Annotated in this window: 23 protein-coding genes; 10 read left to right on the forward strand and 13 right to left on the reverse strand. The window is 31.5% G+C overall.

Annotated elements, in window-relative coordinates; genetic code table 11:
• Window positions 1-156: 156 nt before the first annotated feature.
• The gene (locus tag H277_RS0114780) at window positions 157-762 is read right to left on the reverse strand and encodes an N-acetylmuramoyl-L-alanine amidase (RefSeq protein ID WP_019976393.1); all 606 of its coding nucleotides are present in this window, start codon (window positions 760-762) and stop codon (window positions 157-159) included.
• Between the two features lie 134 nt (window positions 763-896).
• On the opposite strand from H277_RS0114780, the gene H277_RS20630 reads away from it, so the two are divergent.
• Window positions 897-1,304: an outer membrane beta-barrel protein gene (locus tag H277_RS20630; protein ID WP_019976394.1), complete on the forward strand. Its 408-nt coding sequence runs from the start codon at window positions 897-899 to the stop codon at window positions 1,302-1,304.
• Here the strand turns inward: H277_RS20630 and H277_RS0114790 are convergent.
• The 6 genes from H277_RS0114790 to H277_RS0114815 all read right to left on the reverse strand — a co-directional run bounded on the left by H277_RS0114790 (window position 1,264) and on the right by H277_RS0114815 (window position 7,145).
• The gene (locus tag H277_RS0114790) at window positions 1,264-1,878 is read right to left on the reverse strand and encodes an N-acetylmuramoyl-L-alanine amidase (protein ID WP_019976395.1); all 615 of its coding nucleotides are present in this window, start codon (window positions 1,876-1,878) and stop codon (window positions 1,264-1,266) included. The two genes, H277_RS20630 and H277_RS0114790, sit on opposite strands and share 41 nt — an antisense overlap.
• A gap of 76 nt (window positions 1,879-1,954) precedes the next feature.
• Window positions 1,955-3,283 carry a DUF58 domain-containing protein gene (locus tag H277_RS0114795; protein ID WP_019976396.1) on the reverse strand — a complete coding sequence of 443 codons (1,329 nt, stop codon included), beginning with the start codon at window positions 3,281-3,283 and terminating at the stop codon, window positions 1,955-1,957.
• Window positions 3,283-4,272: an AAA family ATPase gene (locus H277_RS0114800; protein WP_019976397.1), complete on the reverse strand. Its 990-nt coding sequence runs from the start codon at window positions 4,270-4,272 to the stop codon at window positions 3,283-3,285. Before H277_RS0114800 ends, H277_RS0114795 begins: the two co-directional genes overlap by 1 nt.
• Window positions 4,269-5,504: a hypothetical protein gene (locus H277_RS0114805; protein ID WP_019976398.1), complete on the reverse strand. Its 1,236-nt coding sequence runs from the start codon at window positions 5,502-5,504 to the stop codon at window positions 4,269-4,271. The genes H277_RS0114800 and H277_RS0114805 overlap by 4 nt, the downstream gene beginning before the upstream one ends.
• Window positions 5,501-6,163, reverse strand: a complete 663-nt coding sequence (locus H277_RS19840; protein ID WP_019976399.1) for a hypothetical protein — start codon at window positions 6,161-6,163, stop codon at window positions 5,501-5,503. Before H277_RS19840 ends, H277_RS0114805 begins: the two co-directional genes overlap by 4 nt.
• On the reverse strand, window positions 6,150-7,145 hold the full coding sequence (locus tag H277_RS0114815; protein WP_019976400.1) for a stage II sporulation protein M: 996 nt from the start codon (window positions 7,143-7,145) through the stop codon (window positions 6,150-6,152). The genes H277_RS19840 and H277_RS0114815 overlap by 14 nt, the downstream gene beginning before the upstream one ends.
• Before the next feature lie 29 nt (window positions 7,146-7,174).
• Here H277_RS0114815 and H277_RS0114820 point away from each other — a divergent pair, with 29 nt between their 5' ends.
• Both H277_RS0114820 and H277_RS0114825 read left to right on the forward strand, forming a co-directional pair.
• Window positions 7,175-7,897, forward strand: coding sequence for an RDD family protein (locus tag H277_RS0114820; protein WP_019976401.1), 723 nt, complete (start codon window positions 7,175-7,177; stop codon window positions 7,895-7,897).
• A gap of 29 nt (window positions 7,898-7,926) precedes the next feature.
• Window positions 7,927-8,298, forward strand: coding sequence for a YchJ family protein (locus tag H277_RS0114825; protein ID WP_019976402.1), 372 nt, complete (start codon window positions 7,927-7,929; stop codon window positions 8,296-8,298).
• Window positions 8,299-8,333: 35 nt separating this feature from the next.
• On the opposite strand, the gene H277_RS0114830 is transcribed toward H277_RS0114825, so the two are convergent.
• The 4 genes from H277_RS0114830 to H277_RS0114845 all read right to left on the reverse strand — a co-directional run bounded on the left by H277_RS0114830 (window position 8,334) and on the right by H277_RS0114845 (window position 11,054).
• The gene (locus H277_RS0114830) at window positions 8,334-8,795 is read right to left on the reverse strand and encodes a PEGA domain-containing protein (protein WP_019976403.1); all 462 of its coding nucleotides are present in this window, start codon (window positions 8,793-8,795) and stop codon (window positions 8,334-8,336) included.
• A gap of 112 nt (window positions 8,796-8,907) precedes the next feature.
• Window positions 8,908-9,621: a nucleotidyltransferase family protein gene (locus tag H277_RS0114835; protein ID WP_019976404.1), complete on the reverse strand. Its 714-nt coding sequence runs from the start codon at window positions 9,619-9,621 to the stop codon at window positions 8,908-8,910.
• A 1-nt stretch (window position 9,622) separates the two neighbouring features.
• The gene (locus H277_RS0114840; protein ID WP_019976405.1) at window positions 9,623-10,045 is read right to left on the reverse strand and encodes a RapZ C-terminal domain-containing protein; all 423 of its coding nucleotides are present in this window, start codon (window positions 10,043-10,045) and stop codon (window positions 9,623-9,625) included.
• The gene (locus H277_RS0114845; RefSeq protein WP_019976406.1) at window positions 10,038-11,054 is read right to left on the reverse strand and encodes an aminoglycoside phosphotransferase family protein; all 1,017 of its coding nucleotides are present in this window, start codon (window positions 11,052-11,054) and stop codon (window positions 10,038-10,040) included. Before H277_RS0114845 ends, H277_RS0114840 begins: the two co-directional genes overlap by 8 nt.
• 103 nt (window positions 11,055-11,157) lie before the next feature.
• Between H277_RS0114845 and H277_RS0114850 the strand changes: the two genes are divergently transcribed.
• The 3 genes from H277_RS0114850 (at window position 11,158) to H277_RS19500 (ending at window position 12,335) form a co-directional block, all read left to right on the forward strand.
• A complete protein-coding gene (locus H277_RS0114850; RefSeq protein ID WP_019976407.1) occupies window positions 11,158-11,622 on the forward strand; it encodes a hypothetical protein in 465 nt (154 codons plus the stop codon).
• A gap of 76 nt (window positions 11,623-11,698) precedes the next feature.
• On the forward strand, window positions 11,699-11,896 hold the full coding sequence (locus tag H277_RS20605; RefSeq protein ID WP_307724003.1) for a nitroreductase family protein: 198 nt from the start codon (window positions 11,699-11,701) through the stop codon (window positions 11,894-11,896).
• A 28-nt stretch (window positions 11,897-11,924) separates the two neighbouring features.
• Complete coding sequence (locus H277_RS19500) at window positions 11,925-12,335, forward strand: nitroreductase family protein (RefSeq protein WP_307724002.1); 411 nt, start codon at window positions 11,925-11,927, stop codon at window positions 12,333-12,335.
• Window positions 12,336-12,387: 52 nt separating this feature from the next.
• On the opposite strand, the gene H277_RS0114860 is transcribed toward H277_RS19500, so the two are convergent.
• Window positions 12,388-13,746 (reverse strand): acyl-CoA dehydrogenase family protein, encoded by a 1,359-nt coding sequence (locus tag H277_RS0114860; protein WP_019976408.1) that lies wholly within the window; start codon window positions 13,744-13,746, stop codon window positions 12,388-12,390.
• Window positions 13,747-13,811: 65 nt separating this feature from the next.
• Window positions 13,812-14,768 (reverse strand): NAD-dependent epimerase/dehydratase family protein, encoded by a 957-nt coding sequence (locus H277_RS0114865; RefSeq protein ID WP_033422745.1) that lies wholly within the window; start codon window positions 14,766-14,768, stop codon window positions 13,812-13,814.
• 131 nt (window positions 14,769-14,899) lie between these two features.
• On the opposite strand from H277_RS0114865, the gene H277_RS0114870 reads away from it, so the two are divergent.
• From H277_RS0114870 to H277_RS0114885, 4 genes are all read left to right on the forward strand, one after another.
• On the forward strand, window positions 14,900-16,921 hold the full coding sequence (locus H277_RS0114870; RefSeq protein ID WP_019976410.1) for a M13 family metallopeptidase: 2,022 nt from the start codon (window positions 14,900-14,902) through the stop codon (window positions 16,919-16,921).
• 52 nt (window positions 16,922-16,973) lie between these two features.
• A complete protein-coding gene (locus H277_RS0114875; protein ID WP_026357634.1) occupies window positions 16,974-17,258 on the forward strand; it encodes a rhodanese-like domain-containing protein in 285 nt (94 codons plus the stop codon).
• 177 nt (window positions 17,259-17,435) lie between these two features.
• Window positions 17,436-18,002, forward strand: a complete 567-nt coding sequence (locus H277_RS0114880) for an RNA polymerase sigma factor (protein ID WP_019976412.1) — start codon at window positions 17,436-17,438, stop codon at window positions 18,000-18,002.
• Between the two features lie 2 nt (window positions 18,003-18,004).
• Window positions 18,005-18,214 (forward strand): hypothetical protein, encoded by a 210-nt coding sequence (locus H277_RS0114885; RefSeq protein ID WP_019976413.1) that lies wholly within the window; start codon window positions 18,005-18,007, stop codon window positions 18,212-18,214.
• The last annotated feature ends 146 nt before the right edge of the window (window positions 18,215-18,360 follow it).

Genomic DNA, 18,360 nt, shown 5'->3' on the forward strand with positions numbered 1-18,360 from the left:
TCTGACCACTTTTTTATTAGTTCTACTTTTAGATCTTTTCTTAACGACCTGATAAAATAAAAAAACATAAATTATAGCGTATAACAAGCTTAATAATTTTAAGTAAAAAAATGGAAGTTTTTATTTTCTGATCATGTACATTATTAATTAAGTTTCTTATATTGATGTATATGTTTCAAAAAACCCGACAATTTTTTCAGCAATTAAGTTTTTATGTATTGTACTTTTTAATATTTCAGCATCTTTTTCATTGCTTACAAAACCTAGCTCAATTAAGAAAGTTGGAACTTTGGCATCCCTAAGAATCTTAAAATTAGCTTTTTTTAGTCCTCTGTTTTCTATAGAATTTATACTGATTAATCCAGTTAATTCGTTACCTAATTTTTCAGTTTGAGTATCTGTATTATCTTTTTTTATGTAAACTTCTGCACCTTTCAACTCTTTACTTGTAGAACTGTTTAAGTGTAAAGAAATAACGAGATCAGGATTTAATTCATTGATTTTGTCAACACGAGATTGTAAATCCAAAAAATCATTTCCATTTCTTGTTAAGATCACATTTATATTCTTTTCTTTTGCTAATTGTTGGATTTTTTGTGCAATTTCTAATGAATATTCACTTTCATTGATTTGATTATTTTTTGACCCAATTTCGTGACCGCCATGACCGGCATCAATGATAAAAGTTTTAGGCGTTTGAGCGAAAATGGTAGATGTAGCAAATAAACTTGCAATAGCAAATAGATATAGTTTCTTTTTCATACAATATATTTTAACCGTAAACAGAAAACGCAAGTAATGTATAATTAATGTTTGTTAATTGATTATTTATGAAATAATTAACAGATTTGGTACAAGTGTTTTTATAAAAATGAATTAAAATAGGTGATAAAAATTTGAAACCTTTTGAAAGTTGGTATTTATCGTATCAACTGAAACGATCAGATAAATGGTCAACAAAAATTGGTTTGAGAGGAGAATATACACCGTCAAAAACTAATTTAATTGCTGAAAAAGAATATTTCAATTTGTTTCCGATATTTTATATAACAGAAGATCATTCGTTTAAGGTTAATTTTGGTCGGAGAATTCAACGTCCTATTTTTTGGGACCTAAATCCAAATAAATGGTACAATAATCCAATTTCTTATATAGAAGCAAGAAACGACAGACTTCTAATGAAGAAGAAGCAAATCGAAGTGGAGGAAAATAGGAAGTTATCAAAAAAACTCAGAACAATTTGTTCTGAGATTTTTTGTTTATCTAATTCTTCAATGCTTCAAAAATCTTATCTGCAATTTTAGGATAATTATTTTCGTCTGCTAAAAATTTTCTATCATCGTCATTTGTCAAATAACCAATCTCAATCATTAGAATCGGAACTTTAGCATCGCGTAAAATTTTCGAATTAGTTTCGACTATTCCTAAGTTTTCTAAACCCAAAGAACTTATCGTTTTACCAATTTTTTCACCAAGAATTTTTGATTTTTCGAAGAAAGGATTCATTGGTGAAAGATGGATTTCAGTACCTTTTTTAGAATCTTTCACATTGTAATTCGCATGAATTGATAAAACCAGGTCCGGTTTTAATTCATTGATCATGTTTGCGCGATTCGTATTGATAATCTGTTCATCACCTTCTCGTAGCAAAATAAAATCAATATCTGTAAAAGGATTTTTTTCTTTGATGACAGTTGCAATTTTCAACGCAATATCTTTTTCTTGAAATTCATCTTTTTTAACTCCTGTATCAGTCCCGCCATGACCGGCATCCAAAAGAATTATACGTTTGGAAGAAAAGGTAGAATCAATAGTATCAGTTTGAGCAAGAAGACCGGTTGTCAGTAATAAACAAAAGATCTGAATTAGTTTTTTCATGGTTATTTTTGATTAATTTGATCAAATTTTAGCAAGAATTGTGCTTGTTTTTCTAAAAAAATGGTTAAAATTATTTTTAAAATAAACCACGTGCTTTTATCTCTAAATATTTATTAATTAAATGAATCGATAATTCTTTCGGTTCGCAATAAATGGTTAAAATTCCAAATTGATGTAAACGATTTATGATTAATTCTTTGTCATAATTAAATTTTTCTGCAATTGTTTGGTCATAAATATCCGTTGTGGTTTTTGCTTTTTGCTCATTTAATTTTTTTAATGCTGAATTTTTGAAAAGAATGAGAACAACAACATGCGATTTTTTAATCAATTTTAAATAAGGTAATTGACGTTCTAAACCGTCAATCGTCTCAAAATTGGTGTAAATAAACAGGAGGGAACGTTGTGTCAATTTTCGTTTGATGTAAGCGTATAATTGCCCATAATCGCTTTCAAGATAATCCGTTTGAACATTGTATAGTTTTTCTAAAATCAACTGCATTTGATGATTTTTTCGATCTGCAACAACATGATCCTGTATTTTTTTATTGAAAGTAATCAAACCGGCTTTCTCATTTTTTTGTAGCGAAATATTTGCTACAACTAGGCTGGAATTAATAGAATAATCCAATAATTTCAATCCGTCAAATGGCATTCGCATGGTTCTTCCTAAATCAATCAAGGAATAAACAGGTTGTGATTTTTCTTCCTGAAATTGATTGACCATCAAACGGTTTGCTTTTGCAGTTGCTTTCCAATTAATTAACCTGTACTCATCACCGATGGTGTAATGTTTTATATTCTCAAATTCAGTATTTGTTCCAATTTTTCGAATTCGTTTCATTCCAAATTGATTCTGTAACTGAGCAGCAGAATGCAATTGAAGTTGTTTGAGCTGAAGATAAGAAGGGTAACAAGCAATTGAGGTTGGCTCGTTAATTTTTATTCTTTTTTCGATAAAACCAAAAACAGAGATAAAAACATTTGTTTGTCCAAATGTATACAAACCACGTTCAGTTGGACGAATTTGGTAATTAAATTTTATGTTTTGTCCACTTTTAAATCGCTTCTTGAATTGGAAATCTCTCAATTGCAATTGAACAGGAAACTCTTCGAGAATTCGTACATTTAAAGGAAATTGATACTGGTTGGAAACAGCTATTTTCATTTCATTATCATCTCCATTTGAAAGACGTTCAGGATAAGCTCGAATGACTTCTATTGAATTTTTAGGGATGTAAACCAGAAAAATTTCGATGAGAACGGCTAATATAAAGGCTAATACAAGAATCTTCGCAACAATGAAAATTGGAGGCATAAAAAAGCCGATCACAAAACAAAATGCAACAAAAAGTCCCGCATAAAAAAAACGGTCTGTAAGAAATAGGCTTTTGAAAAATTTCATTAACGAGGAATTTCTACACGGTCAATAATTTGCTGAATAATATGTTGTGTGGTAAAACCTTCCATCTCTTTTTCAGGAACCATTACAACACGGTGCCCTAAAATGGTATGTGCAATTTGTTTGATATCTTCCGGAATAACAAAATCACGTCCATTAACAGCAGCATTCGATTTTGCAGCATCAAGAATAGCGATAGAAGCTCGTGGCGAAGCGCCCATGTATAAGGTTTGATCTATTCTGGTTTGATGGACAATAGAGGCAATGTAATCTATCAACGTTTCGTGTACAAAAACCGATTTTATACGATTTTGAAATTCAAGAATCTCATTTCCTGAAATAACTTTTTCAACCAGAGATTCTTTGTCGATATTTTTACGTTCTTGTTGTTCTTTCAGTAATTCAATTTCACTTTCAAGCGACGGGTATTTTACATAAATCTTGAACATAAAACGATCTAATTGAGCTTCAGGCAAACGATAAGTTCCTTCTTGCTCAATTGGATTCTGAGTAGCAAAAACTAAAAATGGAGGTTGTAACGGATAAGTTGTTCCATCTACAGTAACTTGTCTTTCAGACATCGACTCGAACAAAGCCGCTTGTGTTTTAGCTGGAGAACGGTTGATTTCATCAATCAGAATAATGTTAGAAAAAATAGGCCCCGGTTTGAATTCAAATTCATTTATTTTTGAATTTAAAATAGAGGTACCAATGACATCAGAGGGCATTAAATCCGGTGTAAACTGAATTCTGCTAAAACCGGAATCAATCGTTTTGGCTAATAATTTTGCCATCATTGTTTTTGCTACCCCTGGTAAACCTTCAATTAACGAATGCCCATTTGACATTAAAGCCAAAATCAATTGATCAATTACATCGTCTTGGCCTACAATTACTTTTTTTAATTCGTCTTTTACGGCCTGCATTTTATGTTGAACATCCGAAAAATCGATTCTATTTTCGAATGGTTGATATGTATTTTCGTAACTCATGAGATATTTGCTTTTTGTTTATAGTTTTCAATGATTTGATACACCATTTTTAAATCGTGTTCATTTGGTTGATCTTTCTGGTAAATATTTTTTAAAAGTGTAAAATTTTGAAGACATTCCTCTTGTGTTAAATTTGCTTTCTGGGAGACAATTTCGATGAACTGTTTTTTGGTAATATCAGTTGTTTCAATCAAAAAGGTTTTTCTTAATTTATACAAAAAGTAATCAATTTTCTTCGAAATAATATCTTTTATTTCACCATTTTCTTGGTACAAAGAAGAAATTGTTTTGGCAAATTCTACGGTGTGATTTTCTTCTTTTGTATACACAGGAATCATACGTTGTTCACGTTTACTTCTAAAAATTAAAAAGAAGAAAAGTAAGATGAGTAATGTAATCCAAGCTGCTCTTAAGGCGGGCTCAGATAGAATAAAACGCATCATCGACGAACTTCCTGCATATGTTTTCGACGTATTGTACCAAAAAATCGTTTTCCCCTTTAATGGCTCTAAAACCGATTTTGTATAGAAATAACTGTCTTTATTTAATAAATAATAGTTGGTGAAATAAAGTGGTTCTGCATGATACAAGTAAAATCCTTTGTAATTTTCAGGTCTTATTTTTAAATAGTTCGGATACGCTTTGTCTTGATACGTTATTGTGCCTATTATTTCAGAATCATTTGTGGTTTGACTAAAATAATGATGATCTACTTCTCTTTTCTTTTTTATTTTAAATGGCTGCTTTGTTCTAAGTTCAAAATTAGTATTGATGGTCAGTGTTTTGTTATACAGCATATTTTCATCAACTCCGGGAGAATCAGAATAGGCAGTATCAATAGTAAAAACTTCATCAGAACCGTTAGAATCGTCTCCAAAATTATCGTAATAATCAGCAATCATTACAATTCCTCCATTTTGAGCGAATTTGCTTAAAAGATTTTTTGCAACGGTATCAAAATAGATTTCTGATCCAATGACAACAACAGCATAATTTTCTGCTTGTTTTGGATCTATTTTTAATTCAGATAATTTTTCCAAATCCTGCATGCTACCATTTGATAATTTACCAAGTTCTTCATGTGCAATAAATAATCCATAAGGATCTTTATTGTTTTGAAACAAATTTACTTCCCATGATTTTGGAAGGTTGTACCGTAATTTTGCTGCTGAAAAAATAAAAATTCCAACCAATAAAATACTTCCTACTATAATAATCAATTTAGTTTTCATGAGGCTACAGATTGATTAAATTGATTAAAAATAGTTTTAAGCTCTTTGTACTTTTCATTATCAAGAGGGAATTCTCCAAACCAAACCTGATTGAAAATTTTTGTGTTCTGATGAAAAGAAGTTCGTGTTTTTTCGTCTTTTATTTGATTGATAAATTGCTGATTTGTTTTTTTAGAATCCCATTCAATCCAGCCTTTTTTATCCAAATTTTGTAAATTTTGATAATGTAGGTAACGAATAGCTAAAGCATAATTTTGTTCGCTTTCAGCTTTATGGATTAATAAATTCAAATTGACTTCAGTTAAATTTTCTTCAATAAAATCAAAGTCAGATTCATCATATAATTTTTTTGAGTTTCGTTTTAAAATACCGCCATTGTTATAAATACGAAAGGCGATAAAAATGAGAAATAAACCAACCGCAAAATAAAAAATAATTTCCCACGGTAGAAGAGAAAAAAATCTCATAATACCTTCTATTATTTTAGATAAAAAATTAGTATCTACTTCCTTTTTAGGTTTTGGAAGACTAGTGTAGTCAAATTCTTTTGAAGAATATTTTTCTTTAAAAACGTTAAATTCTTCTGTTTTTGTTTGGGCAAAAGCAAAAAAATGAAACAATAAAAATAGAAATGTATAAAGTAATTTATGCTTTTTCATTAGACGGTATAGTTTGATGAAACGAAAAAGCTTTTTGCTTGTTTTTCTGAATAGGATAAAAGATATAGTACCACACGATTAAAATCAATGAAAGTAGAATAACAGCAAGACTTAGAAAGATATTGACATCATATAGACGTGTAATAAATCCTTCGATGAAACCTGCAAGAATAAAGAGAGGAACTGTGCTCAAAAGAATCATTACCGCTTCTTTCGCTTTTTGAATGAGTGATTTCTTTCGTGACAATGTTTTGGGGAACATGAAACCATTCCCTAACATTAAACCACAAGCTCCGGCAATGATAATAACAGAAATTTCAATTGTTCCATGCATCCAAATGGCAGACATCGCTTTGCCTAGAACACCTTCTTTGAAAAACATATAGTGAAAAGCTCCCAGCATAATTCCGTTCGAAAATAAAATGTAGCCCGAACCAATACTAAAAAATAATCCTAATGTAAAAGCTAAAAAAGCAACACGAATGTTATTTATTGTGATTGCAAGTGTTGAACCTGTTTGGCTACCGGATTTATAAATAGCAGCAGGATCCCCTTTTTTGATGTTCATCAAGGTTTCATCAACATATTGGTTTCCTAAAATTAACCGTGTAAAATCCGGATCGAAATGAGAAGATAAAACGCCGATTAAAACTGCAAAAACAAAAATTAAAAATGAATACAACAGCATTTTATGATTTTGATACACAATATTCGGCACATCTTCTTTGAAAAATTGAACAAATTGATTACTTGAAGTACGTTGGTCTTTATAAACCGACTGATGAGCAAATAAGGCCAATTCGTTCAGATAATCTTTTGTTTTACTTTTTGGGTAATAAGTTTGAGCAAATGCTAAATCATTTGTAATTTCGATGTAATTATTTGCCAAAATATCTGGATGAACATCAATTTTATTTTTCAAATTATGTTCAATATCAGACCATTTAGCTTTATTTTTATCAATAAAATGCGCTTCTCTCATTGTAGAGTAGTTGTTAGTGAACCAAATATATGAATAAACTTTTAGTCAATACACCTCAAAACGTGCAAATTGCTTATAACATTGCACCGCTTGGAAAACGATTGCTGGCCTATATTATCGATATGATTATTCGAATAATATTGGTTTATGCCTTGTCTTATTTTGTGGATTTTATTCCAAATAAAGACGAATGGTTCCGAATGGGAATATATAGCGTGGTTGGTTTTATATTTTTACTTTATCCGGTCATGCTCGAAATTTTGATGAAAGGGCAAACTATAGGAAAATGGATCATGAAAATTCGTGTTATACGGATGGATGGCAATCGTGCCAATAATTTTGATTATTTTTTACGATGGGTAATTGGAATTGTTGAGTTGTTTTTATTTTTTGGTTTTATTGCGCTGATTACAATGATTGTCAATAAAAAAGGACAGCGTTTAGGCGATATTGTGGCCAATACCTGTCTGATTGATTTGAATCCGAAGCTAGACCTTTCACAAACTATATTTGCAGAAGTTTCGGAAACCTATAAAATTCGTTTTCCCGAAGTATATCGGTTATCAGACCGGGATATTAATATTGTAAAAGAGAATTTTACTTCAGCTTTACACAATAATAACTACGATATTCTTTTAAAATTAACGCGAAAATTAGAAGAAATTATGAATGTGAAAAGTGATGGTTTAGGAAATATAGATTTTATACAAATGGTGATTCAAGATCATTATCATTACCACAAAGACAAGTAAACAGTATCTTTGTTTAAAATAAAAATAAGATGAATTGTCCTTGTTGTTCAGGTAAAAATTATGAAAATTGTTGCGAGCCCTTTCATTTAAAAAAAGAAACTCCAAAAACTCCGGAAGAATTAATGCGTTCCCGCTATACAGCGTTTGCTAAAGTTTTGACAGATTATTTGGTAGAAACTACACATTCTTCGGTTCGAAAATTACATTATCCAAACGAAATTGAAGAATGGGCAAAATCGAACAAATGGTTGAAGTTAGAAATTATTTTTGCAAAAGATGATAAAGTTCGTTTTAGGGCATATTATCAGGATAAAAAAGGAGAAATCTACGAACACGATGAGCTTTCTGCATTTGTACAGGAAAATGGAAAATGGTTTTATGTAGATGGAGAATTTTATTAAATATAAAAAGCCTCCAATAAAAGAGGCTTTGTAATTTATTTTTTTAATTGAGCAACTTTTTCCCAAGAAGGATCAATATCTAATTTTACGGCAATGTAAATATGATCTCCTTTTTGTTTGAATGCTGTTCCTTGAGCCATTTCTGCTTCAATTTGTTTTGGTGTAAGTCTAAACATAGCACCTGTAGCAGGGTCTACAATAAAACCAATAACTCCTCCAAACATAATGTTTCCTAAATACCATGCATTAAATTTCTTTGTGATTTTTGTCTCAAAAGGTTGGTAACCATCCAAAACAATTTTTACATCGTAATTGTTTTTACGCGCTAATTTGGTTTCGATAGGTGTTTTTCCCAATTCTGTTTCATTAATGTAAACTGTTGCTTCAGAAGGTGTGCTTGTAAAACTAACTTTCTGTTTAGAACCTGAAATAATTGTTGCACAGCTTGTTAATAATAATAGTCCACCTGCAAATAAAGCAATTGTAAATTTTTTCATGTGTAAAAAAGTAATAATGTATATACGTTAATTATTTCTCGCAAAAGTAAATTATTTTTGTTTCTACACAAATTTTATTTTAGGGATGACGATTACGTTCAGTTTTTTTAATTTATTTAAAATATTGTTCCGCTTCTATCACACTTTCTGGGCGTCCTACATCAATTAAAACTCCACCTGAGTGGTCAAAACCAAGGATCGATTCAGTTTTCATCAGATCCATATAAACTTTCATAATAGAAAATTTACCTTTTTCAGTAATTTTATCAAATAGATTCGGATGAATAACATGAATTCCGCTAAAAGCAAGATTTCGTAAATTATCTAAAGAATTGACAGCTTTTATTTCTTCTTCTGTTTTTAAATTCCGCCAACCTTTCAATTCATTTTGTTCATTAAAATATAATTTTCGGGACGAATTTCTATCTGAAACAGCTAATGTAACCAAAGCGTTGTTTTCTTGATGAGATTTTATTAATTCTGTCAGATTCAAATCAGTTAAAATATCAACATTCATTACCAGAAAATCTTCATCAAAATTTGCTTTAGCTTTAACTAAGCCACCGCCAGTTTCAAGAACTTGATCCGTTTCATCAGAAATAGTAATTTCAATTCCGAAATAATTATTTTCTTCCAGAAATACCATGATTTGATCTGCAAAATGATGTACATTAATCACGATTTCATTAATTCCGGCAGCCCGTAAATATTCAATATTACGTTGTAAAAGGGGTTTTCCATTTACAAGAGCTAGCGCTTTGGGATGGTTTTCTGTAAACGGTTTTAAACGAGTTCCAAGACCCGCTGCAAAAATCATTGCTTTCATCTTAATACGCTTCGTTTACCCAATTCTTTGCTTCCTGAACCACATGATGCAATGTAACTTGTGCTTCAGGAAATTTTTCTTGAATATGTTTTGCAGTAGCATCGGCAGAATAAACTGAACGATGTTGTCCTCCTGTGCAACCAAAATTAATCTCTAAATTTTCGAAATCACGATTCAAGTAATCTTCAATTGAAATGTCAACAAGTTGAAAAACTCCTTCCAGGAAAACGGCAATTTTAGTTTCGGTTTCCAAGTATTTTTTTACTTCTTCATCGCGACCTGTTAAGGTCTTGTATTCTTGTATACGTCCCGGGTTTAAGATGCCACGACAATCAAAAACAAAACCTCCTCCATTTCCGGTCGGATCTGTGGGAATACCTTTTTTGTATGAAAAACTACGAACGTTGATGTTTAATTTAGCCATTTATTTTATGATTTATGCGCTCTAACGTTTCTGGAAGAACAAGTATTTTTATAATATGTTTTAATTCAGGATAATTTTGTAAAATAGGATAATCGATAATCGATTCTAAGTTTTTCAGACCAAATGAAATACTTTCTATAAAATGTTTTTTATGTTCAATCAAACCTCTGAAACCATAAGTTCCCAAAACTTGTAAAAGCCTTGCTACGACACAGTATTCATAGGATTGGCGGAAATCAATTGGCACTAAAGTCGGAATTTGCTTTTTTAGTTCTTCGTAATAAAATTCGTACAGCTCTTTCTTAAAAGTAAAGGGTAAATTTGCTTTTGCCTGCCAAATTAATGAAACCAAATCGTAGACAACAGGTCCGTATAAACCGCCTTGATAGTCGATAAAATAAGGTTTGTTTTCATGAATCATGATATTTCTGGTTTGAAAATCTCGAAAGACAAAACCTTGAGGCGAAAGTTGATCAAATTGAGATGCAAATAAATCAAAGTCTTTAATTAATTTTCCTGCATTGTAATCGATTCCAAGAACATCCAAGAAATAAAAATTGAATTGAAATAAATCTCTTAGAATTAGTGTTTTATCTAGTTTTGGGTAAGAAAATGTATGATTAAAATCGATACTGTTCTTCCCTTGGATTTGAGCTACAGCTAATTTTTCTAACGTCTTGAAGTAATAGGGTTTAGCATTTTCGAAATCATTTAAAACCATATTCATTAAGGTTTCGTTACCTAAATCGGATTGCACGTAGGTTTTGAAATCATCTGAAACCGAAATAATTTCCGGAACGTTGTCAATAACTTTTTTTAAATCAGAGGTAAATTGAATGAAAACTTTGTTTTCTTCAGTATTTGTACTTTCCGCCAGAATATAGGATTGATCTTGATCAAAAAACCTCGAATAAATCCGCGAAGACCCACCACCTGAAAGTTGCTGTAAACTATCAATGGATTTTTGGGTGAAATTTTCCTGTAAAAATTGAATCGTACTTTCAGTCATCAGAATATTTTGCGAAAGTTACGCATATCGAGAATGATTTAAAAATATTTGTTAGATGTAACTTTTTTTTAAAATCTGCATCTATTTATTAAATGAAATTAATATGAAGAAAATAGCACTTATTATCGCAATGATCTCATTGCAATCTTGCATTACTGTAAAAGTGAATGCAGATATAGATTCGACTAGCTTTTATTCGAAAGCAAATAATCCCAACATGAAAGCCCAAGGTACTTTTTTTGAAAAAGGAGTAGGAGATTCCAAGTGGTCAAATTCAAACGGAGATAATTGGACAAAAGCCAAGTTTGAAGATGCTTCAGGAACGAGCTATATTAAACTGAATATAGCAAAGAGTTTAACGGCGAATTTTCATTCAAATATAAAAACGGATGGTGAAATTCATTTCGAAATTATAGATGAAAATGGAAAAGCTTTAGTTACTCGACATTTAGCAAACTCGAAAGAAGAGAATTTTACAGTTGATTTACCTGTTGGTGAGTACCAAGTTCGTTGGAATTCTACCAATGCGACAGGAAGTTATTTTTTGGAATGGAAAGAAGAAAAATAGGATAAAATTTAGCATATTTTTTAGGATTAGAAATTTCTTTTTGATGTAAATTTAGAAAGATTTTAAATAAACAATTATGTCATTAATAGATGATTTGAAATGGCGCTATGCCACTAAAAAATATGATCCGTCATTACTTGTTGAAGAGGAAGACGTTAAAAGAATTGTTGAAGCTGCTCGTTTAGCACCTACTTCATCGGGTTTGCAACAGTTTAGAATTATAGTGATTAAAAAACAAAGCGTTACAACAAAAAATTGTTCCTATAGCTTATGATCAACAAATTATAGCAGATTGTTCTCATTTGTTGGTTTTTGTCGCTTGGGATCGTTATACGGAAGATCGCATTGATGCCATTTATGATTACACAACTGACGAACGAGAGTTACCTAGAGGTCGTTTTGGTTCGTATACAGACAGATTGAAAGGGATGTATTTACCTCAAACCTCTGATGAAAATTTTGCGCATACAGCCAGACAAGCTTACATTGGTTTAGGTTTTGCATTGGCACAAGCTGCAGAATTAAAAATTGATAGTACACCAATGGAGGGTTTTGATAATGCTGAGTTGGATGATTTGCTAGATTTGAAAGAGAAAGGAATGAAGAGTGTTTTGTTACTTCCTTTAGGATACAGAGACAGTGAAGATTGGTTGGCGCCAATGAAAAAAGTTCGAAATCCGATGAAAGATTTCGCGACTAAAGTATATGAATAGTGAAAAAGGATTGAGTATTTCTCAATCCTTTTTTTATTTAATATCATTAATATTAAATAAAAGCGCTGAATCCTGTAATAGATCGTCCGACAATTAAAGAATTAATTTCTTTTGTTCCTTCGTAACTATAAATTGCTTCTGAATCGGCAACGAATCGAGCAACATCATGTTCTAATAAGATTCCATTTCCCCCCATTACTTCTCGAGCTCTTGAAACGATATCTCGTGTTCGCATGGTGCAAAAAACTTTGGCAAGAGAGGCGTGCTCATCCAGCAAAATACCTTCATCTTGCATTTCAGATAATCTGAAAACTAAAGTTTGCATCGCTGTTAGATTAGATAACATTTCAACTAAATGCCCTTGTATCATTTGAAAAGACGCAATTGGCTTTCCAAATTGTTTACGTTTTCTTGTATAATCCAAAGCACTTTCATAAGCTCCTCGAGCACAACCGGTAGCCATCCACGCAACTCCGGCCCGTGTCATTCGAAGAACTTTTGCTGTATCTTTGAAAGAATTTGCGTTTTGCAAGCGATTTTCTTCCGTTATTAAACAATCTTTTAGTGTAATTAATCCATTCTGAACGATTCGTAATGCCATTTTCCCTTTAATTTTTTCAACAGAAAAACCGGGGTTATCTTTTTCAACAATAAAACCTTTTACTTCTCCATCTTCTATATCTCTTGCCCAAATAATTACTAAATCAGCAAATGTTGCATTTCCAATCCATTTTTTTTGACCATTTAAAATCCAACCTTCAGAAGTTTTTTTACAAGTTGTAGTTAAACCTCCTGCTGCGCCGGAACCAACTTCGGGTTCAGTTAATCCGAAAGCTCCTATTTTTTCAAACTTTTGCATTAGTGGTAACCATTTTGCTTTCTGTTCTTCAGAACCACAAATGTAAATAGAGCCCATTGACAAGCCGGATTGTACACCGAAAAATGTTGCAACAGAAGCATCTACACGAGCCATTTCCATCGCTAAAACACCTTCCATGATAAAAGGTAAGTTGGGGCAACCATAACCATTGTATGTTACACCGCAGATGTTTAATTCTTTAAACTTTGGAATTAATTCAAAAGGAAATTGATCGCGAAGCCAATAATCATTTACAATAGGCTTTACTTCTTTTTCCATAAAATCCCTCACTTTTAGCTGTAATTCGCGTTGTTCTGAAGTAAGGGTATGGAAAACATCATAAAAATCTCCATCGATAGGAGGAAGTTCTTTGTGTTTTCTAGTTGGATCTAACATTTTCATCATTCCTTGAAGCTGTTTATCGTCAAGTTTTGAAAATTTTTCCATTAAAAGAGGAAGATCTACTTTCTGAGAAATTTTATTTAGTTGTTCTAAATCGACAGATTTTAGAAGGTGAAAGATATTTTTTAAATTAGAAAATGCTCCTGACATAATTTGTGGTTTTAGCCAAAAAAATATCAAAGAGCATTCCTAAAATATTGTATTGCAAGAAAAAATTAAGCCTTGGCTAATTTTATTTTTAAATTTTCTAACATGGTAGTTGTCATTTTATCGATGTCGAATTTAGGTGCGAATCCCCAATCAGCTTTTGCAACTGTATCATCAATAGAAGAAGGCCAAGAATCAGCAATCGCCTGACGGAAATCGGGTGCATAATCAAGTGTAAAACCTGGAATATGCTTTGTGATTTCAGCAGCCAAATCTTCCGGAGCAAAACTTAAACCACCTAAATTGTATGATTTGAATTCACCTAATTTGTTTGAATCAGTTGACATTAATTCAATAATTGCATCAATTGCATCATCCATATATAACATAGGCAAATATGTCCCTTCCTTTAAGAAGGAAGTATATTTTCCGTCCTCTATGGCTTTGTAATAAATATCAACAGCATAATCTGTTGTTCCGCCTCCTGCAGGAGTTTTCCAAGAAATTAAACCAGGGAAACGAACAGAACGAACGTCTACGTTGTGATTTTGTTGGTACCATTTGCACCAGTATTCGCCTGATAATTTTGAAATTCCGTAAACAGTGGATGGTGTTTGAATTGTATTTTGAGGAGTATTGTTTTTAGGAGTATCCGGACCGAAAACACCAATAGAAGACGGCCAAAAGAGTTTATCGATCACTTTATCTTTCGCTAATTCCAAGAAAGTTAATAAAGTATCCATATTTAATTTCCATCCGAACATTGGATTTTTTTCTGCAGTACCAGAAAGTAGTGCGGCTAAATGATAAACAGTTTTGATATTGTATTTAGCAATGACTTCTTTTATTTTTTCAGCGTTCATCACGTCAATGACTTCATAAATCCCATCGTAATCAACATCTTTAGGATCGCGTATATCAGAGATAATTACATTGTTTTTTCCATGAATGGTTTTTAATTTTTCGGCTAATTCAGAACCAATTTGTCCCAATGCGCCGGTGATCAAAATCGTCTCGGTTTCCATTTTAAAAGTTACTATTGTTTGTTCCATCAAAGGTAAAATAATCTGTTAAATTTTTAAACTTATTTTAGTAGATTTGTAACACACGTCGTAGAAGTTACGACAAATGATATCAAAAAATACTTAGTACAATCATGAAAAAACAATTATTTGTTGCTGCTTTTGCATGTACTTCTATGCTGGCAATGGCACAGGAAGCTTATCAGGCTTTCAATCCAAATTATATGGATAAGACAGTTCGTCCACAGGATGATTTATATAACTATGTCAATGGAAACTGGATGAAAATTACAGAAATTCCATCTGACAGAGCTCGTTGGGGAAGTTTTGATGAGTTACGTGAAAACACAGATAAGGTAACATTACAATTGGTTAAAGATTTAATTAAGCGTAAACATGCAAAAGGAACTAGTGAACAAAAGATCGCTGATTTGTATGATGCTTATATGAATGTGGATGCTCGTAATAAAACTGGTTTAGCACCTATTCAGAAATATTTCAAACAAATTGATGCAATTAAAGATTTAAAAGGATTGCAGGATTATTTAATAGAAGTTGCTTCTATTGGTGAAAATCCTTTTTATGGAGCATATGTGTATACTGATTTAAAAAATAGTAAACAAAATGCAGTTTATCTAGGAGATATAGATTTGACATTAGGAAAAACATATTATCAGAAAGAGGACGCAAAAAATACAGAAACATTAGGTAATTTGACAAAATTTGTTGATCAATTGATGCCTTACACCGGTTCTAAAACAAGAGATTTGAAAGGTCCAAAAATTGTTGCTTTTGAGAAAATGATGTCGAAGTACATCAAAACTGTTGAAGAAGACCGTGATCCGAATAAATCGTATAATCCTGTAAAGTTATCAGAAGTTAAAAACTTAACAAAAAATATTGATATAGAGCGTTATGTGAAAGCTTTAGGGATTAACCCTGAAACAGTAATTATAGGAGAATTAGATTACTATAAAAATTTAGACAAAATCTTAAATCAAGAAAATTTACCATTGATTAAAGATTATTTACGATTCAAATTAATCAATTCTTTTGCAAGCTATTCGACAACTGACTTAGATAAAATAAACTTCGAGTTTTATGGAAAAACATTATCTGGTCAAAAAGAGCAGCGTCCAATGGAGAAAAGAGGATTGGCATTTGTAAATGGAACTACTGGAGAGTTATTAGGGCAAATCTATGTGAAAGATAATTTTCCACCAGAAGCAAAAGCGAATGCAGAGGAGTTAATCAGTTATTTATTCAAATCATTTGACAAACATATCAAAGAATTAGATTGGATGTCGGCTGAAACAAAAACAAAAGCGCTAGAAAAATTAAATAAGTTTACAGTAAAAATCGGTTATCCTGATAAATGGAAAGACTATTCAGGTTTACAAGTGAAGTCTTTAGCAGAAGGAGGAACTTTGATTGATGATGTGATAGCGATTAGTAAATGGCGTTCTCAGGAAAATTTAAAAGATTTTGGTAAACCTGTAGATAAAACGCGTTGGGGAATGGCTCCTCAAACAGTGAATGCATATTTTAATCCAACAAATAACGAAATTGTATTCCCTGCAGCTATTTTACAACCACCTTTTTATGATTACAGAGCAGATGCTGCTGTGAACTTTGGAGGAATTGGTGCTGTAATCGGACACGAAATTTCGCATGGTTTTGATGATTCAGGCGCTAAATTTGATGGAGATGGAAATTTAGTAAACTGGTGGACAGCAGAAGATGAACAGAAATTTGCTGCAGCTACTAAAGCGTTGGCTACACAATATGATGGCTACGAACCGGTAAAAGGAACACATGTAAACGGAACGTTTACTTCAGGAGAAAATATTGGAGATTTAGGGGGAGCTTCAGTGGCATTTGATGGATTACAAATGTATCTGAAAGATAAAGGAACTTATGGAAATATTGACGGATATACGCCTCAACAACGTTTCTTCTTATCTTGGGCAACAATTTGGAGAACGAAAGCAACAGAGGAAGCTTTGGTGAATCAAGTGAAAACAGATCCGCATTCGCCAGGATTCTATCGTTCTTTTGGACCAATCATAAATATAGATGCATTCCATGATGCGTTCAAAACAAAACCAGGAGATAAATTGTACAAGGCGCCAAAAGACCGTATCAGAATTTGGTAATATGCTTGGCAAAATTATTGATTGGATAAAAAACAGAAAAAGAATTATTAAAATGACAACAGTTGAAGCAATAAACAATGCTAATGTAACCTTAGTAGATGTTCGCGAACCTTATGAATTGGATGTGGATGGATTTGTTCCAAATGCAATTAATATTCCATTAGGAGATGTTCCGACAAAAGTGGAAGAATTTAAGGCGATGTCTAGACCGATTGTAGTATTTTGTAGAAGTGGAAACCGCTCAGGTCAAGCTGCACAATACTTGCAATCTCAAGGGGTAGATGAAATTTTTAATGGAGGAGGTTTTCAAGATGTTTTAGACATTTTGGAAAAATAATTCGTAAAATGAACATTATTTTTTATAAAACCGATAAATTTTTATTTGTCGGTTTTTTTTTATATTTCACTGTAAATTAAATAGATAATTACGTGTGGTTAAAATATTACAATAAATTTTAAAAAAATGAGTGACCAAATAGTAGTTGGTGTGTCTTAATAAATGTAAGCAGTTAAAATGTCAAAAGATCTTTTAGAAAATATTGCAGATGACATTTTGGTTTATAAGATTGTTGAAACAAAAAATCAACATTTGTTTGGAATATTGTATGATCGATATGCACATGCAGTTTATAATAAATGTTTGAGTTTTGTAGAAGAACAAGAAGAAGCACAAGATATGACGCATGATATATTTGTTAAGTTATTTGTAAAACTTAAAACATATCAGTCAAAATCAAAATTTTCAACTTGGTTGTATTCTTTTACATATAATTTTTGTGTCAATCATATACAACGCAAAATTAAAGAAGAAAGGAAGAATTATTCAGTTACGGATGATTTGATTGATAACTATAATGATGAACTAATTGATGATAAAGAAATTTTTGAATTAAAAATCGAAAAACTAACGCAATCTTTAAAAGAGCTAGATGTAGAGGATAAATCTATTCTACTGATGAAATATCAAGATGAATTTTCGATTAAAGAAATTTCAGATACTTTGGAGATTGGTGAAAGTGCAACTAAGATGAGATTGAATAGAGCAAAAAATCGTTTACTAAAAATCTATAATGCTTTGTGAAAATGGAAAATCCTTTTAAGACTATGCTAGCCGATGAAAAGCTTCCAGATACAATAAAGCAAAAAGTAATGGATGATGTTGCTTTGATAAAATTATCATTGGAAGTGGCCGATTTGGTGTCAGTAAAATATCCAAGTACAATTGGAAATTTCTTTGGAATTGGTAAAAAAACAACCAATGACAAACCAAATAAGAAAGAAAAAGAAGATTAACGAGAAATAGAATATATGAATATAGGTTTGAATTTTAGCTTGTTAGAGAGTTTATACCAAGAATTGGTACTGATATTTCCTAAAATAGTAGGAGGTATCGTATTTATAATACTGTCTTATATTTTGCTAAAATTGATCTTAATATT

It is taken from the genome of Empedobacter brevis NBRC 14943 = ATCC 43319 (assembly GCF_000382425.1).
Classification (GTDB): Bacteria; Bacteroidota; Bacteroidia; order Flavobacteriales; family Weeksellaceae; genus Empedobacter; species Empedobacter brevis.

What these genes read in the sequence shown, in the direction of transcription:
- H277_RS0114845 (WP_019976406.1), bottom strand. Translation starts at nt 11,054, where the DNA reads ATGACTGAAAGTACGATTCAATTTTTACAGGAAAATTTCACCCAAAAA.
- H277_RS0114795 (WP_019976396.1), bottom strand. Translation starts at nt 3,283, where the DNA reads ATGAAATTTTTCAAAAGCCTATTTCTTACAGACCGTTTTTTTTATGCG.
- H277_RS0114875 (WP_026357634.1), top strand. Translation starts at nt 16,974, where the DNA reads ATGACAACAGTTGAAGCAATAAACAATGCTAATGTAACCTTAGTAGAT.
- H277_RS0114835 (WP_019976404.1), bottom strand. Translation starts at nt 9,621, where the DNA reads ATGAAAGCAATGATTTTTGCAGCGGGTCTTGGAACTCGTTTAAAACCG.
- H277_RS0114870 (WP_019976410.1), top strand. Translation starts at nt 14,900, where the DNA reads ATGAAAAAACAATTATTTGTTGCTGCTTTTGCATGTACTTCTATGCTG.
- H277_RS0114780 (WP_019976393.1), bottom strand. Translation starts at nt 762, where the DNA reads ATGAAAAAGAAACTATATCTATTTGCTATTGCAAGTTTATTTGCTACA.
- H277_RS0114830 (WP_019976403.1), bottom strand. Translation starts at nt 8,795, where the DNA reads ATGAAAAAATTTACAATTGCTTTATTTGCAGGTGGACTATTATTATTA.
- H277_RS20605 (WP_307724003.1), top strand. Translation starts at nt 11,699, where the DNA reads ATGTCATTAATAGATGATTTGAAATGGCGCTATGCCACTAAAAAATAT.
- H277_RS0114865 (WP_033422745.1), bottom strand. Translation starts at nt 14,768, where the DNA reads ATGGAAACCGAGACGATTTTGATCACCGGCGCATTGGGACAAATTGGT.
- H277_RS0114840 (WP_019976405.1), bottom strand. Translation starts at nt 10,045, where the DNA reads ATGGCTAAATTAAACATCAACGTTCGTAGTTTTTCATACAAAAAAGGT.
- H277_RS0114885 (WP_019976413.1), top strand. Translation starts at nt 18,005, where the DNA reads ATGGAAAATCCTTTTAAGACTATGCTAGCCGATGAAAAGCTTCCAGAT.
- H277_RS0114790 (WP_019976395.1), bottom strand. Translation starts at nt 1,878, where the DNA reads ATGAAAAAACTAATTCAGATCTTTTGTTTATTACTGACAACCGGTCTT.
- H277_RS0114820 (WP_019976401.1), top strand. Translation starts at nt 7,175, where the DNA reads ATGAATAAACTTTTAGTCAATACACCTCAAAACGTGCAAATTGCTTAT.
- H277_RS0114800 (WP_019976397.1), bottom strand. Translation starts at nt 4,272, where the DNA reads ATGAGTTACGAAAATACATATCAACCATTCGAAAATAGAATCGATTTT.
- H277_RS0114825 (WP_019976402.1), top strand. Translation starts at nt 7,927, where the DNA reads ATGAATTGTCCTTGTTGTTCAGGTAAAAATTATGAAAATTGTTGCGAG.
- H277_RS0114880 (WP_019976412.1), top strand. Translation starts at nt 17,436, where the DNA reads ATGTCAAAAGATCTTTTAGAAAATATTGCAGATGACATTTTGGTTTAT.
- H277_RS19840 (WP_019976399.1), bottom strand. Translation starts at nt 6,163, where the DNA reads ATGAAAAAGCATAAATTACTTTATACATTTCTATTTTTATTGTTTCAT.
- H277_RS0114860 (WP_019976408.1), bottom strand. Translation starts at nt 13,746, where the DNA reads ATGTCAGGAGCATTTTCTAATTTAAAAAATATCTTTCACCTTCTAAAA.
- H277_RS0114805 (WP_019976398.1), bottom strand. Translation starts at nt 5,504, where the DNA reads ATGAAAACTAAATTGATTATTATAGTAGGAAGTATTTTATTGGTTGGA.
- H277_RS0114850 (WP_019976407.1), top strand. Translation starts at nt 11,158, where the DNA reads ATGAAGAAAATAGCACTTATTATCGCAATGATCTCATTGCAATCTTGC.
- H277_RS0114815 (WP_019976400.1), bottom strand. Translation starts at nt 7,145, where the DNA reads ATGAGAGAAGCGCATTTTATTGATAAAAATAAAGCTAAATGGTCTGAT.